Source organism: Pseudomonas sp. B707, assembly GCF_022496685.1.
Lineage (GTDB): Bacteria > Pseudomonadota > Gammaproteobacteria > Pseudomonadales > Pseudomonadaceae > Aquipseudomonas > Aquipseudomonas paraglycinae.
Map to the genome: position 1 here is coordinate 103,942 of NZ_WTVE01000004.1, position 19,378 is coordinate 123,319.

General features: G+C 61.3%; 16 protein-coding genes. 6 read left to right on the plus strand and 10 right to left on the minus strand.

Annotated features, from left to right (window positions below):
• Positions 1-12 precede the first annotated feature (12 nt).
• The 4 genes from GQX66_RS00420 to xylA form a co-directional block, all read right to left on the minus strand.
• A complete protein-coding gene (locus tag GQX66_RS00420; protein WP_007958133.1) occupies positions 13-1,149 on the minus strand; it encodes a sugar ABC transporter permease in 1,137 nt (378 codons plus the stop codon).
• Positions 1,150-2,706 carry a D-xylose ABC transporter ATP-binding protein gene (gene xylG / locus GQX66_RS00425; protein ID WP_102717402.1) on the minus strand — a complete coding sequence of 519 codons (1,557 nt, stop codon included), beginning with the start codon at positions 2,704-2,706 and terminating at the stop codon, positions 1,150-1,152.
• A gap of 78 nt (positions 2,707-2,784) precedes the next feature.
• Complete coding sequence (gene xylF, locus GQX66_RS00430; protein WP_085747510.1) at positions 2,785-3,786, minus strand: D-xylose ABC transporter substrate-binding protein; 1,002 nt, start codon at positions 3,784-3,786, stop codon at positions 2,785-2,787.
• Between the two features lie 142 nt (positions 3,787-3,928).
• Positions 3,929-5,245 carry a xylose isomerase gene (gene xylA / locus GQX66_RS00435; protein ID WP_129972644.1) on the minus strand — a complete coding sequence of 439 codons (1,317 nt, stop codon included), beginning with the start codon at positions 5,243-5,245 and terminating at the stop codon, positions 3,929-3,931.
• 188 nt (positions 5,246-5,433) lie between these two features.
• Between xylA and GQX66_RS00440 the strand changes: the two genes are divergently transcribed.
• Positions 5,434-6,609: a XylR family transcriptional regulator gene (locus GQX66_RS00440; RefSeq protein ID WP_240865043.1), complete on the plus strand. Its 1,176-nt coding sequence runs from the start codon at positions 5,434-5,436 to the stop codon at positions 6,607-6,609.
• A gap of 8 nt (positions 6,610-6,617) precedes the next feature.
• Here the strand turns inward: GQX66_RS00440 and GQX66_RS00445 are convergent, their stop codons facing one another.
• The 5 genes from GQX66_RS00445 to GQX66_RS00465 all read right to left on the minus strand — a co-directional run bounded on the left by GQX66_RS00445 (position 6,618) and on the right by GQX66_RS00465 (position 13,125).
• On the minus strand, positions 6,618-7,880 hold the full coding sequence (locus tag GQX66_RS00445) for an FAD-dependent oxidoreductase (RefSeq protein ID WP_240865045.1): 1,263 nt from the start codon (positions 7,878-7,880) through the stop codon (positions 6,618-6,620).
• On the minus strand, positions 7,870-9,462 hold the full coding sequence (locus tag GQX66_RS00450; protein ID WP_240865047.1) for an aldehyde dehydrogenase (NADP(+)): 1,593 nt from the start codon (positions 9,460-9,462) through the stop codon (positions 7,870-7,872). Before GQX66_RS00450 ends, GQX66_RS00445 begins: the two co-directional genes overlap by 11 nt.
• An 80-nt stretch (positions 9,463-9,542) precedes the next feature.
• Entirely contained in the window at positions 9,543-10,490 is a 948-nt protein-coding gene (locus GQX66_RS00455) for a dihydrodipicolinate synthase family protein (RefSeq protein WP_240865049.1), read from the minus strand.
• Between the two features lie 54 nt (positions 10,491-10,544).
• Positions 10,545-11,471 carry a 4-hydroxyproline epimerase gene (locus tag GQX66_RS00460; protein WP_240865050.1) on the minus strand — a complete coding sequence of 309 codons (927 nt, stop codon included), beginning with the start codon at positions 11,469-11,471 and terminating at the stop codon, positions 10,545-10,547.
• A 22-nt stretch (positions 11,472-11,493) separates the two neighbouring features.
• Complete coding sequence (locus GQX66_RS00465; protein WP_240865052.1) at positions 11,494-13,125, minus strand: APC family permease; 1,632 nt, start codon at positions 13,123-13,125, stop codon at positions 11,494-11,496.
• A 239-nt stretch (positions 13,126-13,364) separates the two neighbouring features.
• Between GQX66_RS00465 and GQX66_RS00470 the strand changes: the two genes are divergently transcribed.
• The gene (locus GQX66_RS00470) at positions 13,365-14,135 is read left to right on the plus strand and encodes an AraC family transcriptional regulator (RefSeq protein ID WP_085747504.1); all 771 of its coding nucleotides are present in this window, start codon (positions 13,365-13,367) and stop codon (positions 14,133-14,135) included.
• 61 nt (positions 14,136-14,196) lie between these two features.
• Positions 14,197-14,478 (plus strand): hypothetical protein, encoded by a 282-nt coding sequence (locus GQX66_RS00475; RefSeq protein WP_085747503.1) that lies wholly within the window; start codon positions 14,197-14,199, stop codon positions 14,476-14,478.
• Between the two features lie 56 nt (positions 14,479-14,534).
• Here GQX66_RS00475 and GQX66_RS00480 read toward each other — a convergent pair whose 3' ends face one another.
• The gene (locus tag GQX66_RS00480; RefSeq protein WP_085747502.1) at positions 14,535-14,963 is read right to left on the minus strand and encodes a hypothetical protein; all 429 of its coding nucleotides are present in this window, start codon (positions 14,961-14,963) and stop codon (positions 14,535-14,537) included.
• Between the two features lie 144 nt (positions 14,964-15,107).
• On the opposite strand from GQX66_RS00480, the gene GQX66_RS00485 reads away from it, so the two are divergent.
• From GQX66_RS00485 to GQX66_RS00495, 3 genes are all read left to right on the plus strand, one after another.
• Positions 15,108-17,234 (plus strand): TonB-dependent receptor, encoded by a 2,127-nt coding sequence (locus GQX66_RS00485; protein WP_240865054.1) that lies wholly within the window; start codon positions 15,108-15,110, stop codon positions 17,232-17,234.
• Between the two features lie 42 nt (positions 17,235-17,276).
• Positions 17,277-17,804, plus strand: coding sequence for a hypothetical protein (locus GQX66_RS00490; protein ID WP_236191220.1), 528 nt, complete (start codon positions 17,277-17,279; stop codon positions 17,802-17,804).
• A gap of 505 nt (positions 17,805-18,309) precedes the next feature.
• The gene (locus GQX66_RS00495) at positions 18,310-19,362 is read left to right on the plus strand and encodes an isopenicillin N synthase family oxygenase (RefSeq protein WP_240865056.1); all 1,053 of its coding nucleotides are present in this window, start codon (positions 18,310-18,312) and stop codon (positions 19,360-19,362) included.
• The last annotated feature ends 16 nt before the right edge of the window (positions 19,363-19,378 follow it).

Sequence of the window (19,378 nt, forward strand, 5' to 3'; positions counted from 1 at the left end):
GATGCCTTCATTTCAACGCCGCCCGGTCCGCGTACTCACATCCACCCAAACCGCCAACACCAGAATGCTGCCCTTGACGATCATCTGCCAGTAACTGTCGACGTCGAGCATGGACATGCCGTTGTCCAGGCTGGTGATGACCAACGCGCCGAGGAGGGCGCCGTAGACCGTGCCGGAACCGCCGCGCATCGAGGTGCCACCGATGAAGCAGGCGGCGATGGCGTCGAGTTCGCCCATGCTGCCGGCCGAGGGGGAGCCGGCGGCCAGGCGCGCAGTGTTGACCACGCCGGCGAGGGCGCACATCACGCCCATGATCCCGAAAATCCAGAGTTTCACGGCCTGCACATTGATACCGGACAGGCGCGTCGCTTCCATGTTGCTGCCCACGGAATAGACGCGTCGGCCGAACACGGTCTGGCTGGTCACGTAGCTGAATCCGCCCAATAGAATCAACAGAAGCAGGACCGGCACGGGAATGCCGTCATAGCTGTTGAGGGTCTGGACAAACCCGGCCAGCACCGCGCCGATCAACAACACGCGTGCCACGTCACGCACCAGTGAGTGTGCCGCGAGGCCGTGAAGGGCGCGATTGCGCCGTTGTTTCCAGGTCAGGAACAACGTCAGTGCGAACAGCAGGACGCCCAGGCCGGCGCCGATTGCATGTGGCAAATAACCTTGGCCAATGTAAACAAGCTCCGGAGACACCGGCGCAATGGTAGTGCCTCCGGTGATTCCCAGCAAAATCCCCCGGAACGCCAGCATCCCGCCCAGCCCCACGATAAATGACGGAATGCGCAGGTACGCCGCCATGTAACCGTTGGCGAGGCCGATCAGCAATCCGCACACCACCACAAGGCTCAGGTTCGCCAGCAGCGGTATGTGATAGACAACGTCGAGAATGGCTGCCACGCCACCGAGCAGGCCCAGCAATGAGCCGACCGACAGATCGATCTCGCCGCTGATGATGACCAGCACCATGCCGCAGGCGAGGATCCCGGTGATGGACATCTGGCGCAGCAGGTTGGAGAGGTTGCGCGGTGTCAGGAATCCGCCCTCGGTCTGCCAGCTGAAGAACAGCCAGATCAGCGCCACGGCAAACACCAGTGCGAGCATCTTGTAGCGGGTGAAAAGTTGTTTGACCTGATTCATTTACGCGGATTTCCGATCTTTATTGTTATGGCTGTCAGGCTGGCTGAGTGCTGCGGCGAGCACCTGTTCCTGAGTGAGTTCGCGGTTGATGAAATCGCCCTGCAACCGGCCTTCGCCGATCACCAGTACGCGGTCGGAAACGCCGAGCACCTCGGCCAGTTCCGAAGACACCATGATGATCGACACGCCTTCGGCGGCCAGCATCCCCATCAACTTGTAGATCTCGTACTTCGCGCCGACATCCACCCCTCGGGTCGGCTCGTCGAGGATCAGCACCCGGGGCCTGGTCAGCAGCATCTTCGCCAACACGGCTTTTTGTTGATTGCCTCCGGACAGGCTGGTGATCGGCAGGAACGGGCTCGCGGTCTTCAGGTGCAGGCGCGAAATTTCCCGATCGATGCTGCCCAGTTCGGCTTCGGCGTCGATGCGGGTCAGTTTCGAGAAACTGTCCAGCACGGCCAGGGTGATGTTCTGGCCGACACCCAGGTCGGGAATGATCCCCTGACGCTTGCGGTCTTCGGGCACCAGGCACACGCCGGCGCGAATTGATTTGAGCGGCGTGCGGGTGTCAATGGGCTGACCGTCCAGCCAGACTTCGCCTTCGTGGCGACCGGGGTAGGCGCCAAACAGCGCGGTCACAAGCTCCGTGCGGCCGGCACCGACCAGCCCGGCGATGCCGAGGATTTCCCCGCGTTTGAGGCTGAACGAAACGTCGTCGACCCGTTTGCGTTTGGGGTTGTCGACGTCGTAGCAGGTGATGTGGCGCGCCTCGAAAATCACCTCGCCGATGTCGTGGGGTTCGGTGGGGTAGAGGCTGCTCATTTCCCGGCCGACCATCTGGGTGATGATCTGTGGAATATCCATGTTTTCCATGGCGGTCGTGGCGATGTGTTTACCGTCCCGGATGACCGAAATGGTGTCACACACTGCGGCCACTTCATCGAGCTTGTGGGAGATGTAGACGCAGGCGACACCCTTGGCCTTGAGGTCGCGGATGATGTCCAGCAACACCTCGATTTCCGAACGGGTCAGGGCGGAAGAAGGCTCGTCGAGGATCAGCAGGCGCGCCTGTTTGTTCAGGGCCTTGGCGATTTCCACCAGTTGCTGATAACCGCCGCCGTACTGCGAAACCGGCAGCGACACGTTCATGTCCGGCACTTTCAGTTCACGCATCAGGGCTTCGGCGCGGTGGATCATCGCCGGGTAATTCATCCGCCCACCCGGCAGCGTCAGCTCATGGCCCATGAAAATGTTTTCGGCCACCGAGAGGTCGGGAACCAGCGTCAGCTCCTGATGAATGATGACGATGCCAGCGGCTTCCGTTTCGCTGATCGATTGCGCCTTGAGCGGTTGACCGTCCCAGAGGATTTCACCGTCCCAGGTGCCATGGGGATAGACCGCAGACAGGATTTTCATCAGCGTCGACTTGCCGGCGCCATTCTCGCCGCACAGCCCGACGCACTCGCCCGGCCGGACCTTGAGGTCGATGCCGTTGAGCGCTTTGACACCGCCGAAGGTTTTGACGATGCCGTTCATTTGCAGCAGAAAGTCGGACATGGCAGAGACTCATAAGCGACAGATACTGGACTGATCCCGCAGGCGCAAAACGCCTGCGGGGGCATCACTCACTGAGTGTCACTTTCCGGCGAGCTGCGCCTTGGTATAGAAGCCGTCCTGTTCCAGCAGGTCGATGTTGTCCTTGGTCAACGGAGTCGGGGTGAGCAAGATGGTGTCGACTTTTTTGCTGCCGTTGTCGTACTGCGAGCTGTAGGCGGGCTTCTCGTTGCGCGCCAGTTGCACCGAGAGTCTGGCGGCTTCGGAGGCAATCAGTTTCAGCGGTTTGTAAACGGTCATGGTTTGAGTGCCGGAGATCACCCGCTTGACCGCTGCCAGGTCCGCGTCCTGTCCGGAGATCGGCACCTTGCCGGCCAGTTGCTGAGCGGCCAGGGCCTGAATGGCGCCACCGGCCGTGGCGTCGTTGGAGGCGACGATGCCGTCGATTTTGTTGTCGTTGCGGGTCAAGGCGTTTTCAACAATGCTCAGCGCCTCGGTCGGGTTCCATTCCTTCACCCATTGCTGGCCGACGATCTTGATATCGCCCTTGTCGATGGCCGGTTGCAGCACTTTCATCTGACCTTCGCGCAGGACTTTCGCGTTGTTGTCGGTGGGCGCACCGCCCAGCAGGAAGTAATTGCCCTTGGGCGCTGCGTGCAGCACGCCGCTGGCCTGCATTTCGCCGACCTTTTCGTTATCGAAGGAGATGTAGGCGTCGATATCGGCGTTGAGTATCAGACGGTCATAGGACACGACCTTGATCCCGGCCTTCTTCGCTTCGGCCACCGCATTGGTCAGCACGGTAGCGTTGAACGGCACGATGACGATGACATCGACGCCGCGGGAAATGAGGTTTTCGATTTGCGAAATTTGCTTTTGCTCGTTGGCATCGGCCGACTGCACGAAGACCTTGGCGTCCATTTTCTCTGCTGCCGCAACGAAGTAATCCCGGTCACGGGACCAGCGTTCCAGCCGCAGGTCATCAATGGAGAAACCGATTTTCGGATGGGCCGCGTCGGCCATCACCGGCAGCGACAACAGGGCCAGGGCGCTGGCCAGCAGCGTGCGTTTTACATTCTTCATGGTGGTGCGTCCTTTTATTTTTGTTTGAAAGACACGGCCTGACGATGAATATCGGGCTGATGGAACTGTAGAGAATCAGCTGACGCAACGGACTACAGATTTGTCGCGCAAATGTCACAGCGCCCGCAGTCCCCTTTGGCGATCAGCGATAGATGAAACGGTTGACGACGTTTTCGAGCATTTCCTGCCGGCCGCTGACGGCCTGCGGGTTCAGTTCGTTGGCGAAGGCGTGCTCGGCCAGTGACTGGAGATTGAAGTCGCCTGCCAGAACCGCCTGGCCGAACGGCTGCTGCCAGCCGGCGTAGCGTTGGTCCTTGAGCCGCTGAAGCTGATCGTTCTGGACCATGGCGGCGGCCCGCTCGAGCGACAGGGCGAGGACGTCCATGGCACCGACGTGACCGTGAAAAAGATCGACCTCGTCGAGGCTCTGGCGGCGCACCTTGGAGTCGAAGTTGAACCCGCCATTGCCGAACCCGCCGGCCTTGAGGATTTCATAAGTGACGAGGGTCATTTCCTCGACGCTGTTGGGGAATTGATCGGTGTCCCAGCCGTTTTGCGGGTCGCCGCGGTTGGCGTCGATGCTGCCGAAAATCCCCAGCGAGACGGCCGTCGCCACTTCGTGATGAAAACTATGACCGGCCAGGGTCGCGTGGTTCGCCTCGATGTTGACCTTGATTTCCTTTTCCAGACCGAACTGCTGGAGAAAACCGAACACCGTGGCGCTGTCGTAATCGTACTGGTGCTTGGTCGGCTCCTGCGGTTTGGGCTCGATCAGCAGATCACCTTTGAAGCCGATCTTGTACTTGTGCTCGACCACCATGCGCATGAAGCGACCCAGTTGTTCGCGCTCGCGTTTCAAGTCGGTGTTGAGCAGGGTTTCGTAACCTTCGCGACCGCCCCACAACACATAGTTGGAGCCCTTGAGGCGTTGAGTCGCGTTCATGGCGCTGAAGACCTGGGCGGCGGCGCAGGCGAACACTTCAGGATCCGGGTTGCTGGCGGCGCCGGCGGCAAAGCGCGGATTGCTGAAGCAGTTGGCGGTGCCCCACAGCAGCTTGATTCCGCTTTCTTCCTGATGGCGTTCCAGGTGATCGACCATTTGGGCGAAGTGGTTGCGGTACTCCTTCAGCGAGTGGCCTTCGGGGGCGACATCCGTGTCGTGAAAGCAGTAGTAGTCGATACCCAGCTTGGAGAAAAACTCGAACGCGGCCTGCGCCTTGCCAATGGCCAGTTCCATCGGGTCGCCGGCGTGTTGCCATGGGCGCTTGAACGTCCCTGCGCCGAACACGTCGGAGCCCGGCCAGACAAAGGTGTGCCAATAACAGGCGGCCATGCGCAGGTGTTCGCGCATCGGCTTGCCGAGGATGATCTTGTCGGCGTCGTAGTGACGGAAGGCAAGGGGAGAATCGCTGGCAGGACCTTCGTAGCGAATCCGGTCGACATCGGGGAAGTACGGCATTGGCAATGTCCTTGTTGTTCTTGGTTGTTGTTCTTGGGCGTGTCCCGATACTAGCAACGGCCCTGTGCCTGCCGATTACGAAAATCACCAACACGGAGTGCGATTTTGCGTATTGAGATTCGCCCTCTGCGCGCCTAGTCTGTGCAGACCGCCTCTACGGCAAGGGGCCCGGAACAAGCCTGAAAACAATGAAAACCGTACCGCCTGTTCACCGCATCGCCCTGTTGTTCAACGGGAGCAAGATCTATGACCGCGGCATCATCAGCGGCATCGGCAACTACCTGAGCAGCACGCGCGCGTCTTGGGATCTGTTTCTGGAGGAGGATTTTCTCTGCCGCTTGAAGGGCATCGAGCGCTGGCAAGGTGACGGAATCATTGCCGACTTTGACGACCCGCTGATTGGCGAGGCGCTGGCCGACATCAAGTTGCCCGTGGTGGCGGTGGGTGGTTCTTACCAGGATGAGCGCGCCTATCCCAAAGGCATCCCGTACGTCGCGACCGACAATAACGCGCTGATCACCATGGCTTACGAGCACTTGATCGAGGCCGGGCTGCAACGGTTCGCCTGCTTCAGCCTGCCCGAAGCGCAGACGAACCGATGGGCCCAGGAGCGCGAAAAGGCTTTTCTAAAATTGATGCAGCGGGACGGCTTGCACGCCGAGGTCTATCGCGGCATGGGGACCAGCGCGCCGCTGTGGGACAGCGCCGTCGAACAACTGATCGCCTGGCTGCAAAGCCTGCCAAAGCCGATTGGCATCATTGCAGTCAGTGATGCCCGCGCCCGGCAGTTGCTGCAAGCCTGCCTGACCGCCGGCATCGCCGTGCCGGAGCAGGTGGCGCTGATCGGCATCGACAATGACCCGTTGACCCGCAGCCTGACCCGGGTCCCCCTGAGTTCAGTGATCCAGGGCACCGAAACCATGGGCCGCACCGCCGCGCAACTGCTGCACCAGATGCTCCACGGCAAGCCGTCAACGGGCGAGCATTTCCTGATCCCGCCTGAAGCGATCAACGTGCAGGTGTCGAGCTTGCATCAGCCATTGGGCAACCCCTACGTCATGCAGGCGCTGCTGTTCATTCGCCAATATGCCTGCCAGGGCATCAAGACCGCGCAGGTGGCGGCTTATGTCGGCGTGTCGCGTTCCTCGCTGGAGTCGCACTTTCGCGCGGTGCGTGGTTGCAGCGTGCATGACGAGATTCTGCGTTTCAAACTGGCGGCGGCCACTCGCGGACTGGAAAAAACCGACACGGCGATTGCGGACGTTGCCCGCACGTGCGGTTTCAAATCCGCACAGTACCTGCACACGGTGTTCCGTCGAGAGTTCGGGTGTACGCCCCGTGAATATCAGCAGGGCGCCAGATAGACGGCCACTCAAAAGCGATCCAGCCGATAGGGCTCGCTCGAAGGAAGAACACGAGCTGTGTTCTGCGCCGACGGCGAAACCATCCCCCCAACCATCTCCGCCGTCACCGCCGCCTGCGTCAGCCCCAGATGCTGATGCCCGAACGCAAGCAACACCTTCCCGTCACACACCCGATCGATCAACGGCAACGAGTCAGGCAGCGACGGCCGAAACCCCATCCACGGTGTGGCTGCCTCGGTGTTCAGATCCTCACGAAACAACCCTTTGCTCAACCGATGCAACTGCCAGGCGCGGGCCATGGTCGGTGGGGCTTCGAGGCCGGCGAATTCGACGGTGCCGGCCAGGCGCAGCCCTTCGGACATCGGGGTCATGATGAATTTACGTTCCAGCGAGGTGACGGGAAAGGGCAGTCGGTTGTGTTCGTGAGGCAGCATCAGGTGATAGCCGCGCTCGGTGTCCAGCGGGACGTTTTTGCCGGTCAGTGCGGCGGTGAGTTTTGCCGAATGGGCGCCGCAGGCGATCAGTACCTGGCGAGCGGACAGGGCGCCGGTTCCGGTCATCAGATTGACGCCATGCTCATGCAGTTGCCCGCCCTGAACCGCCTGTTTCACAAACTGCACGCCGCTGGCTTTCGCCGCGTCCACCAACTCACGCACGACGCGGTAGGGATCGATGAAGTGCCCGGTGTTCGGGAAAAACAGTCCGCCTTGAATCTGTTCGCTCAGTTGCGGCGCGGTCTCGCGTACCGCACCGGCCTGCCACCAATCGACCGGCACCTGCTGCTGTTGCATGCGTCGCTGTAATGCTTCGAGGGCCGGACGCGAGTCGGGGCGTTCGAACACCAGCAGCGAACCTTCCATCTTCAGCAGGTCGGGACGCTGGATGTCATTGAGCAAGCGCTGCCAGGCGTCGAGCGAGCTTTCATTCAGCGCCCTCAACCCGGCGACGGTACGCTGGAACGGCGCCGAGCGCAGGTTCAGCAAAAGCCGCGCAAACCAGGGCAAGGCGCGGGGCAGGTATTTCCAGTCCAGGCGCAGCGGCCCCATCGGGTCCATGAGCATGGCGGGCAGGCGTTTGAGGATCGAGCTGTCGGCAATCGGAAATACTTGCTCGGTCGCCAGGTGCCCGGCGTTGCCGAACGAGGCGCCGTGCCCCGGTTCCTGCGGATCGATCACCACCACCCGCAAACCCTGACGGGCCAGGCGCAGGGCGCTCGCGACGCCGATGATGCCGGCGCCGACCACGGCGATGTCGTGCGGGTTATTCGGCATTTTTCGCGGTTTCCCTTTGGCCATCGAGCAAGCGACGCAGCGACAGTGGATTGGCGTGTTTGAGCGCGGTCGGCAGCAGGCTGTCGGGGAAATCCTGATAGCAGACCGGACGCAGGAAACGCAGGATCGCCGCGGTGCCCACTGAGGTGGTGCGCGAATCGGAAGTCGCCGGGAACGGCCCGCCATGCACCATCGCATCGCAGACTTCAACGCCGGTCGGCCAGCCGTTGACCAGCAGGCGTCCGGCCTTGCGCTCCAGGGTTGGCAGCAATGCGCGGGCCTGTTGCAGATCCTCGTCATCGAGATGCAGCGTGGCGGTCAGTTGGCCTTCCAGCTGCTCGAGCACCTGACGGATTTCAGCGTCGCTGGCGCATTGCACGATTACGGACGCGGCGCCGAAGGCTTCGGCCTGCAACGAATGATCAGCAAGGAAATCGGCGGCGTTGGTGACGAACACATGAGCCTGGCCCTGATTCGGTTCCGTCGCGCGCTGGCCGACGGCGGCAATGTGCGCCCGGGTATTTTCCGCGAGAGCATTCACGCTGGACTCATAGGCATTGAAAATCCCCGGCGTCAGCATGGTCTGCGCGGGGCTGCGTTGAACGAATTCAGTGGTGGCGCCAATGAAGGCGTCCAGCGCCGGCCCCTTGTGGGCGATGACCAGACCGGGATTGGTGCAGAACTGACCGGCGCCCAAGGTCAGCGAAGCAACAAAACCCTGGGCCAATGTTTCGGGGCGATTCTGCAACGCTGCCGGAAACAGCAACACCGGGTTGATCGAACTCATTTCCGCGTACACCGGAATTGGCTCGGGCCGTGCCTGAGCTGCTTTGATCAGCGCGAGCCCGCCACTGCGCGAACCGGTGAAGCCAACTGCCTTGATCCGTGGATCGCTGACCAGCGCGATCCCCACCTCGCGGCCGGAGCCGTACAACAACGAGAACACACCTTCCGGCAAACCACAGGCCTTGACCGCCCGCGCTACGGCGCGACCAACCAGTTCGCTGGTGCCGGGATGGGCGCCGTGGGCCTTGACGATCACCGGGCAACCGGCGACCAGCGCTGAAGCGGTATCGCCGCCCGCCACCGAGAACGCCAGTGGAAAGTTGCTTGCACCAAACACCGCCACCGGGCCCAGTGGAATCTGCCGCTGACGCAGATCCGAACGCGGCAGCGGCTGGCGCTGCGGTTGCGCGCTGTCGACTCGCACATCCAGCCATTCACCGGCCCGCACGGTGCGGGCAAACAAACGCAGTTGCTGGCAGGTGCGGCCCCGTTCACCCAACAGGCGCGGGCGCGGCAGGCCGGTTTCGGCCATGGCGCGGTCGATCAGTTCGTCGCCGAGCGATTCGATTTCGCCCGCGATGGTTTCAATGAATTCGGCCCGTGCCTCAAGCGATGTCTCGCGATAACGGTCGAGCGCCGCCCAGGCCAGTGCGCAGGCCTGCTCGACATGCTCGGCAGAACCGCCGGCGTAGGCCGGTTGCAAAGGCGAGTTTGTAGCGGGGTTGATTCCGTGGATGACGTCGCGGTCGCCGGTGAGGGTTTGCTGACCGATCAGCAGTTGGCCCGTCAGAGTCATGGCGCATTCCTTATCAATAAAACAGGTCACGAATAGAGCCCGCCACCGTGGGGGGCGGCGGGCTTGAGCGCAGCGGCAGGTCAGGCTAAGTTCTGTTCCGCCGACCAGTTTTCGTACCAGTGACGGAACAGCGTGTACTGGGCTTCCGCGTAACGGCGTTGCGAGTCGCTCAAGGCATCGGTTTCGTTGAAATGCAGGGTGTATTCCTTGTCGCCGTTGAGCACCATCAGGTGTTTGTAATACAGCACCAGATCCGTGCCTTCGTCGAAGGACGACAGCACCGCCAGCGCCGATTCCAGCTCACGGGCCTGACGTCGGGCCTTGGCGTCACCCTTGGCCGCTTGCTTGCTCAGGGCCACCAGTTGCAGCACTTCGCTGGGCAGGGCGTTGCCGATGCCGGTGATGGCGCCGGTGGCGTTGCAGTTGACGAAGCCGTGCACGACCTGGGTGTCGACACCCACCATCAAGGTCACGTCATCATCCTTGGAGGTGATGTTTTCAGCGGCGTAGCGCAGATCGGCGCCACCGCCGAATTCCTTGAAGCCGATCAGGTTCGGGTATTCACGGCGCAGTTCGAAGAACAGGTCGGCGCGGGTGGCGAAGCCGTAGTAAGGGCTGTTGTAGATCACCGCCGGCAGGTTCGGCGCGGCTTGCAGAATCGCTGCGAAGTGGGCTTTTTGCGCCGCCGCCGAAGCGCCACGGGACAGCACCCGAGGGATCACCATCAAGCCCTGCGCGCCGACTTTCGCCGCATGGGCCGCGTGGGACACCGCTTCACGGGTGTTGACCGCGCCAGTGCCGACGATGGTCGGAATCCCGGCGGCCACCAGCCGCGCCACGCCTTCCTGACGCTCGGCTTCGGTGAGCAACGGCCAGTCGCCCATGGAACCGCAGTACACGACCGCACTCATGCCGATGTCGATCAGCTCGCGACCCTTGGCCACCAGCGCGTCGAAGTCCGGTTTGCGCGCGGCGGTGCACGGGGTCATCAGGGCGGGCATGCAGCCAGTGAAGATGTTGTCGCTCATTATTGTTCTCCTTGGAACGGTCATTCAGAGGGGTTTGAAAAAAAGCGCAGCGGCTCAGATGCCCCACGCGAACGGATCTGTTTCGTCGATCAGCAGCGTGCTGTCGGCGGTCATGTGGGCGCGGCCGGTGATATAGGGGCGAACGCGATCGCCTTCCCATTCGAAGCAGCCTTCGAACTGGCTGCCGGTGATGCTCGCCTGCACCCAGCGCTCGCCCGGCGCGAGTTTTTCGTCGGCGGCCAGGCAAGCGAGTTTGGCGCTGGTGCCGGTGCCGCAAGGGGAGCGGTCGTAGGCTTTGCCGGGGCACATCACGAAGTTGCGGCTGTCGGCCTCGGCGTCATCGGCGAACAGTTCGATGTGGTCGATGATTGCGCCGTCCTCGCCATGGATGCCTTGGTCTTCGAGGGCCCTGAGCATTTTCCAGGTGAGGTCGGTCAGGGTTTCGACGTTGTCCATCGTCAGCGTCTGGCCGTGTTCGGAGACCAGGAAAAACCAGTTGCCGCCGTAGGCGACGTCACCGAGGAAGCGGCCGTACCCCGGCACTTCCACCGCCACCTGTTTACGGAATCGATAAGCCGGCACATTGCCGAGCGTCACGGCGCCGTCTTCATGCAGCGTTGCGCTGACCGGGCCGACCGGCGTGTCTATCTTGTGCACGCCCGGCGCGATCAGCCCCAGGTGTTGCAGCGATGCGACAAGGCCGATGGTGCCGTGGCCGCACATGCCGAGGTAACCGGCGTTGTTGAAGAAGATCACGCCGCAGGTGGCGTCCGGCGACACCGGCTCGCAATACAGCGCGCCCACCAGCACATCGTTGCCGCGCGGTTCCAGCAGACAGGCGCGGCGCCACTGGTCATGCTGGTTGCGCAGGGCATCGCGCTTCTCGGCCATGGTGCGGCCCGGAAGATCTGGAAAACCTTTCATCACCAGACGCGTGGGTTCGCCGCCGGTGTGGGAATCAATGACGTGTACTCGTTTCATGGACAGGTCCCGTTGAGTGATTTCAGTAAGCGCCGGCAGCGCGCGGGTTGGCGGCGGAGGCAGGGGACGGCGAAGCGACTTCGCTTTCATCCTCTTCCGATTCCAGGCGCAGCAGATGCGCCGGTACGCCAGTAGCGGCGCCCCAGTAATAAATGCCCATCGCACAGACTGCGACGACCAGGGTGTCGAACGGATGGGTGAGGATGCCCAGACCGCCGAAGGTGCCGAGTTTCGACAGGACGATGGTCACCGCGTAGAAGGCGATCAGCCACGCCGACGAGCGCACTTGGCGGGACAGGCTGAGGTGGGCGGTCGGCACGAAACGGCCGCAGAGCAGGTAGACGACGAACATCAGGATTTGCAGGCCGAGCAGCCAGGACACGGTGTTCCAGCCCGACCAGTAAACGATCAGCGCAGCGATGATGAACGACACCGGCCCCAGCACGCCCATGCACTTGACCCGGAACGGGCGCGGCATGTCGGGGGCATTGCGACGCAGCGCGGCGACGGTCACTGGAGCCACTGCGTAACTCAGCACCAATGCGGCGGACACCACGTTGATCAGCGCTTCCCACGACGGGAACGGCAGGGTCCAGAACACCGACAGGGCGAAGGTCAGCCACAGCGCCGGACGCGGAATGCCGGACTTCGCGTCGATGTGGGTGAAGACCTTGAAAAACGTGCCGGTCTGCGCCCAGCCGTAGATCACCCGAGGCGTGGCGTTCATGTAGATGTTGCCGCAGCCGCTGGGCGAGATCACCGCGTCCGCCACCACCAGATACGCCAGCCAGCCCACGCCCAGCGCCAGGGCGATGTCGCGATACGGCAGGGCGAATTCCTTGGAAACCCCGGCCCAGCCATTGGCGAGCAATTCGGTCGGGATGCCGCCGAGGAAAGCCGTTTGCAGCAACACGTAAATCGCGGTGGACAGCAGCACCGACAGGATCAGCGCAATCGGAATGGTGCGCTGGGGATTTTTCACTTCGCTGGCCACCGAAATGATCGGGGTCAGGCCGAGGTAGGCGAAGATCACGCCGCCGGCGGAGACGGCCATCTCGATGCCCGAGAGTCCGAAAGGCGCGAAGCCTTGAACCTGGAAGTTTTCCGGTTTGAAGAAGGTTAACAGCACGCCGATCACCAGCAGCGGCACGATGAACTTGAAAACGCTGACCAGATTATTGGCCTTGGCGAAGGTCTTCACGCTGCGGTAGTTGAGCAGGAAGAACACACAGAGCAGGCCGAACTGCACCAGCCAGCCGAGCAGGGTCGGATCACCGCTGCCGGCCTTGGTCAGGCTCGGAAACCATGCCGCTGCGTATTGGCGAGAGGCAACCACCTCGATCGCCACCAGACTGGAAAACGCGATCAGAGTGATGAAACCCATCAGGTAACCGAGCAGCGGCCCGTGGCTGTAAACCGGGTAACGCACCACGCCGCCGGCCCTTGGCAATGCCGCGCCCAGTTCGCAGTAGACGATGCCCAGCAGCAACACGGCGAACCCGCCCAGCAACCAGGAAAAAATCCCCGCCGGCCCGGCAATCGCCGACACGTGACTGGCCGCGAACAACCAGCCGGAACCGAAGATCGCCCCCAGCCCGATAAAGGTGAGGTCGATCAATGAAAGTTGTTTTTTGAACTTGCCTTGGCCTGACATGGCATCGCCTTCTTGTGAGTTATTGGATAGGCAGGTGTGAGTCACTGGAACGGCTAAACAGTGAACTCATCAGGCGTCGGGCGATTGATGTTTTGCGCAGCTGCGGATGACGAAATCGGCACAGTTGCGAAGAAAGACAGCGGCGCTCGACACGCCGTAAACGTTGCTGCAATCTGCACGCGCACGCCTCAGGGCGGACTTGTTTTCAGGCCGATCCACTCACCGGGGAAGACCTTCACATGCAGAACGCGTTTGCGATCCTCTGTCAGGGCGATGAGCGCCATCGGCCGCATACTCTCGATGCACTGCTGGGCGGCGTTGCACCGCTGTTGCCGATGCTGGATGCGATTCCGAACGCGGCGATCTTCATCAAGGATGTGCAGGCGCGGTACGTCCTGGCCAATCGCACGCTGGTGCAGCGCTGCGGCTTGAAAGACCTGAAACCGCTACTCGGCAAAACCAGTGCGCAGGTGTTTCCGGCGCAACTCGGGCCGGGTTATACCGAGCAGGATCGGCGGGTGCTGGAAGAAGGTTTCGTGCTGGAAGATCAGCTGGAACTGCACCTGTACGGCAGTCGTGAACCGGGCTGGTGCCTGACGCACAAGCGTCCGCTGTACAACCGTGACGGCGAGATCATCGGCCTCGCGGGGATTTCGGTGGACCTGCAATCGGCCAGCGAAAAACATCCAGCGTTCCAGCGCCTGGCGGCGGTCGACGAACACATCCGCGCGCATTTCAATCGGCGTGTCACCTTGGGCGAATTGACCCGGATCGCCGGTATCTCGGTGGCGCAACTGGAGCGCTACTGCAAACGGGTCTTCCACCTGACGCCGAGGCAGATGATCCAGAAAGTGCGGCTGGAACATGCCCATCGCTTGCTTCACACCGAGCTGCCGATCACCGAGGTGGCACTGCAATGCGGCTACACCGATCACAGCGCTTTCACTCGCCAGTTCAAGGCATCGACCGGGTTCACCCCGCGTCAGTACCGGCAGGCGACCACCCAGTGAATGTCCGGCGGTAGCGACTAGACTCCATGGATCACGGTTGTCTTTCGAGGGGTGAAACGGGATGAGCAGACCAGTCGCGCTTCACTGCTCGTCGTGGCTCTTGATCGCCTTCAGCGTGATGCTGGCTTCGGGATGCTCAAACAGAACGCATTACCCGCCATCAGGCGTTGGCGACAGCTGTTACGCCAAGGCCTTGCCGACGGTTGGGGAGGGCGGTCTGGCCTGGGGCTCCAGCCTGAACATGGCCCGGCAAAAATCCATGGCCAACTGCATGCGTTACGCCGGGCGCTCCGGAGGAACGCCGGACACCTGCCAGGTGGTGTTGGCCAAGTGCAAGAATTGACGGGGTGATCCAGGCGCCACCTCAACGACCGGTGGCGCTGTTGTCTTGCGACAAAACTACCGCGAGCGTCTCAATGATTGCGAAAGGGCCTGTTTGGCGATCAGTGAGGCAATGTCCTTGGCACCATAGCAACGGAATTTGACACTGTACGCATCGGTATCGAGCCGGACGATCTTCGTCACGAAACCGCCTTCGACGGTGACCTTGCGGATCGCCGGCATTGGTATCTCGACATCCAGTGTCCCGTCCTGAACCATGCGGTTCATGGCATTGGCATTCAAGAAAACGGCGTTTTCGGTGACGGTGACTCTGCCGCCCACCCACAATCCGCCATAGTGATTTCTGAATCCCTCGAGCACCCCGGCGAGTACGCCGACATTGCCGTTCCCCACGACCTCGTAGAACTCGCCCACATCTTCGTAGTTCAGTTCAGCATCGGTCACCAGAAAGTTGACCATCTTCGACTTCAGAACTTCTTCGGCCATCCCTGCATCTCCCTTGTTCAAATCAATGTCCCGAATTTCAGCCGCCTGTTTACCTGACAAAAAACAAAATCGCCATGTGTTTCCTTCGTTCTTTCCTGCGTCGCAGTTGTCACTGTCCGTTCCCGCCTGTCTGGAGTTCACCCGATGCCTTCGCTCAAAACCCTGCCCGCTGCCTTGCTGGGACTGGCCCTTGTCTGTCCGCTCAAGGCGCAATCCCAGGGGCTGGAACTGGGGCAAGTGCTGATCGGGGCCGAGGATCAGAGCGGTGAAGATGCGTCGGTGGAAGAGGCGAAGGCTCGTCTGGCCGAGGTGCCGGGTGGCAGCAACGTGGTGGATATGCGCCAGCCTTTGCAGGGCCGGGTCGCCAGCAATCAGGACGTGCTGGCGTATCAGCCCGGCGTCTATGCCCAGTCGGCGGGCAACGAAGGGACGAAAATCTCGATCCGTGGCTCGGGCATCAACCGCGCTCCCGGCGCCCACGCCTCGGGGCTGTACACGATGCTCGACGGCCTGCCGCTGACCGGCCCCGGCGGCACGCCTTATGAACTGCTGGAGCCGCTGTGGCTCGACCATGTTGAAGTGCTGCGCGGCGCCAACGGTTTTGATCGCGGTGCGCTGGCCCTCGGCGGCGCCGTCGATTACGTCAGCCACACGGGGTATAACGCGCCACTGCTGAATGTGCGCTATGTCATGGGCAGCCATGGTTATGCCCAGCGACAAGTCAGCTCCGGTCAGGTGCTGGGCGATTTCGATTACTACCTGTCGATGACCGACGCGCATTCCGACGGTTATCAGGATCACACCGCCAGCAAGAGCCAGGGCGTGATCGCCAACTTCGGTTATCGCTTCAATCCGAATCTGGAAACCCGCTTCTACATCCGTCACCGCGAGACCGACAACGACCTCGCCGGCCGGGTGACCAAACATTCCATCGAGCACGATCCGCGCGCGGCCAACCCGGCCTACGTGACGCGCAACGACAGCCGCGATCAGCCCGGCAGCACCTTCATCGGCAACAAGACCACGTACTACATCGATGACGATTCGAGCATCCAGACCGGTCTGGTCTATCACGATTACCCGATGGACCTGCGCGAAGGCCCCAATCGCCTGAAGGTCGCCTACACCGATGTCAGCGGCACGTTCGACTACAAGCGCCGCGACACGCTCTGGGGGATGGAGAGCAACAGCACCGTGGGCCTGCGAGTGACCAAACACCTGCCCAACGACGGTGCCAGCGAACGGGTGCGGATTCCCACCGGCAATACCGCCGGTTATGCGCCGGGCACTCACATGCGCAACTTCACTTATCAGGGTTCGGATTCTGTCCTGCATGTGGGCAACGACCTGGAAATCGCCGACGACCTGTGGCTGACCACCGGCCTCGCCGCGATCTACACCCGACGCGAAAGCGCGGTCACCTACCCGGAAGGTGGCGGCAAGACCAGCCTTGGCGACTGGGATTACGCGCCACGTCTGGGTCTGCGCTATCAGGTGACGCCGGATCTGCAACTGTTCGGCAACCTCAGCCGCTCGGTCGAAGCGCCGCATCCGTGGTCGCTGATCTACAGCTCCAACGTACGCTTCCCGGCCGGCAACGGCGCCGCCACCGGCACCCAGCGCGATCCGGTCAAGCTGCAAAACCAGACCGCGACCACCCTGGAACTCGGCGGCCGCGGCGACAGCGCGCTCGGCGAATGGAGCCTGGCGTGGTACTACGCTCAGGTGCGCCACGAATTGCTCTCGGTATTGCCGGACGCCAACGCCACCACGCCTTACGAACTCAACGCCAGCCCGACCGTGCACCAAGGTGTCGAAGCCAGCCTGAACAGCAACCTGTGGTCAGCGAGCGATGGCGGCAAGTTGAGCCTGCGTCAGGCCTACACCTTCAGCGACTTCCACTACCGCGACGACGATCGCTTCGGCGACAACCGCCTGCCGGGCTTGCCGATGCATTACTACCAGGGCGAACTGCGCTACGACTTCCCGCAGGGTTTCTTCGCGGCGGTCAACACGCAACTGGTCTCGAAAACCGCAGTGGACTACGCCAACAGCTATTACGCCGATCCTTACGCCACCTTCGGCGCCACGTTGGGCTACAACGCACCGAAAGGCGACTGGCAGACCTGGCTGGACATGCGCAACCTGACCGACAAGCACTACGCCGCTACCGTTACGCCGGGCTATGACGATAAAGGCCTGGACGCGGCACGCTCCACACCGGGTGAGGGCATGGCGATGTATGTCGGGGTGTCGTGGAGTTTGCTCTGAGGGGCAGGCAGTTCCCTATTCAAACGTCTCAAGGAATGGTTGATGGTCGGTAAATACAAGTTTGGTTGGTGTGCACTGTTGGCCGGGTCGTTTGCGCTCAGTGGCTGCGCGTCACTGCTCATGGGCAAACAGTACGAGTTTCCCCGCCCGGATGAGCCTTCTGCGACCGTTCGCCTTAAATATGATCGTGGCACGACACTGGACGCGATGACGTTCAACGAAAAAAGCTGTTATGCCGGCTATACACCGCTTTCCTATAACGGCGATTTCATCGAGTCCAAAGTCGCTGTCGGTAAAGAACTGGTGCTGACTTACCGCGATGTAGTCGGCAGTACTCAGTGCCAGATTCCCTTTTCCTTCACACCAGAGGAAGGTGCTGTTTACACCATAAAGACCGGCCTCTGGAGCGAGACCAAGCCCGGCATTATTCCGGTGTTCAAGTACGACCAGTATCACTGTGGGATCGGTGTAGTGAAAAAGGTCGGCGATCAGGAAAGTGTCCAGCCTATCCAGCAATTGCGTATCAAGACCGGTTTCGCCTGCCTGAAGTTTTTACCCGTCACAAAATAGCTTTCGGCACCTTTGCAGTTCGACGGGCGGCCCTGCTGGAGCAGCAGCCAACTTCTGAGTGAGCGCGTTTGTCGTCTGGATCAAAACCACCTGTTCGCAGGTGGTTTTTTCGGCCGCCTACAAGGCCACGAATTGTTGATCCTTGCATGCACAGCCGTATAACCAAGCCGGTTGAGTAAAAAAGAAAAGTTTGCTCGCTGATCCGCCAGTCGATCACAGAAGGCCAATTTCAGGTCAATGGAGTGACGTAATGAAAGATGCAATCCGCCTCGGCGACTCCACCACCCACGCCATCTGCCCGAAAGGCGCGGTAGTCACCTGAGCCCTGTAGCCAGACAGACCTAAGCTAATGCAAAAAAGATATTTGTTCGGTGTTTTTAATATCGTTTAGTTTTGTTTCATAGACGAATCAAAAGCATCAAACCGATAGACCTCCCGATTGCCATGACGGCACACGCTGAATCGATCACGGACTCTTCAGGTTTGATTCACACGGGAGTGAATCATGCCGCACACCTCAGACATCACCGCATTACCCATCCTCGACCTGTCCCAGTTCGACGGTACGCCGTCGCAACGCCAGGCATTTCTTGATGACTTGCGCCATGCCGCCCGCGATGTGGGTTTTTTCTACCTGACCGGCCATGGCATCGACGCCAACCTGCTTGAGCAAGTGCAGGACTACGCGCGCCAGTTCTTCGCCTTGCCTGACAGCGAGAAAACCGCCGTCGGCATGATCAATTCGCCGCACTTTCGCGGTTATAACCGCGCCGCGTCCGAGATCACTCGAGGCCAGCCCGATCAACGTGAGCAATTCGATCTGGGCGCCGAGCGCGACGTCTTGCCATTGAACGCCGACAGTCCGTTGTGGGCGCGGCTGCAAGGGCCGAATCAATGGCCCGAAGCGTTGCCGCAACTCAAGCCGCTGCTGCTCGACTGGCAGCAGGCGATGACCCAAATGTCGCTGCGTCTGCTGCGCGCATTCGCTCAGGCGCTGTCCTTGCCGGAAGACGCTTTTGACCGGTTGTACGGCGACAAACCCAACGAACACATCAAGCTGATGCGCTATCCGGGGCAAGCCTCGACGGCGAGCAATCAGGGCGTCGGCGCGCACAAGGATTCGGGTTTTCTCAGCTTCCTGCTGCAAGACCGGCAGGCCGGTCTGCAAGTGGAGATCGAAGAGGGGCGCTGGATCGATGCGCTGCCTCGGGACAATACCTTGGTGGTAAACATCGGCGAGTTGCTGGAGCTGGCCACCAACGGTTATCTGCGTGCCACGGTGCATCGGGTGGTGTCGCCACCGGTGGGCAGCGAGCGCTTGTCCATCGCGTTTTTCCTCGGCGCGCAACTGGATGCAGTGATGCCGCTTTATCCCTTGCCGACGGCGTTGCTGCGTGAGGCTCGCGGCCCGGCCAGCGATCCGCTCAACCCGCTGTTTCGCGATGTCGGCTGGAATTATCTGAAGGGCCGACTGCGCTCCCATCCCGATGTCGCGCAGCGCTTCTACGCCGATGCGTCGAATACCCAGACACCGCTTCGCAAGACCGCCAACGCCTGATCCATCACTCGCTTAA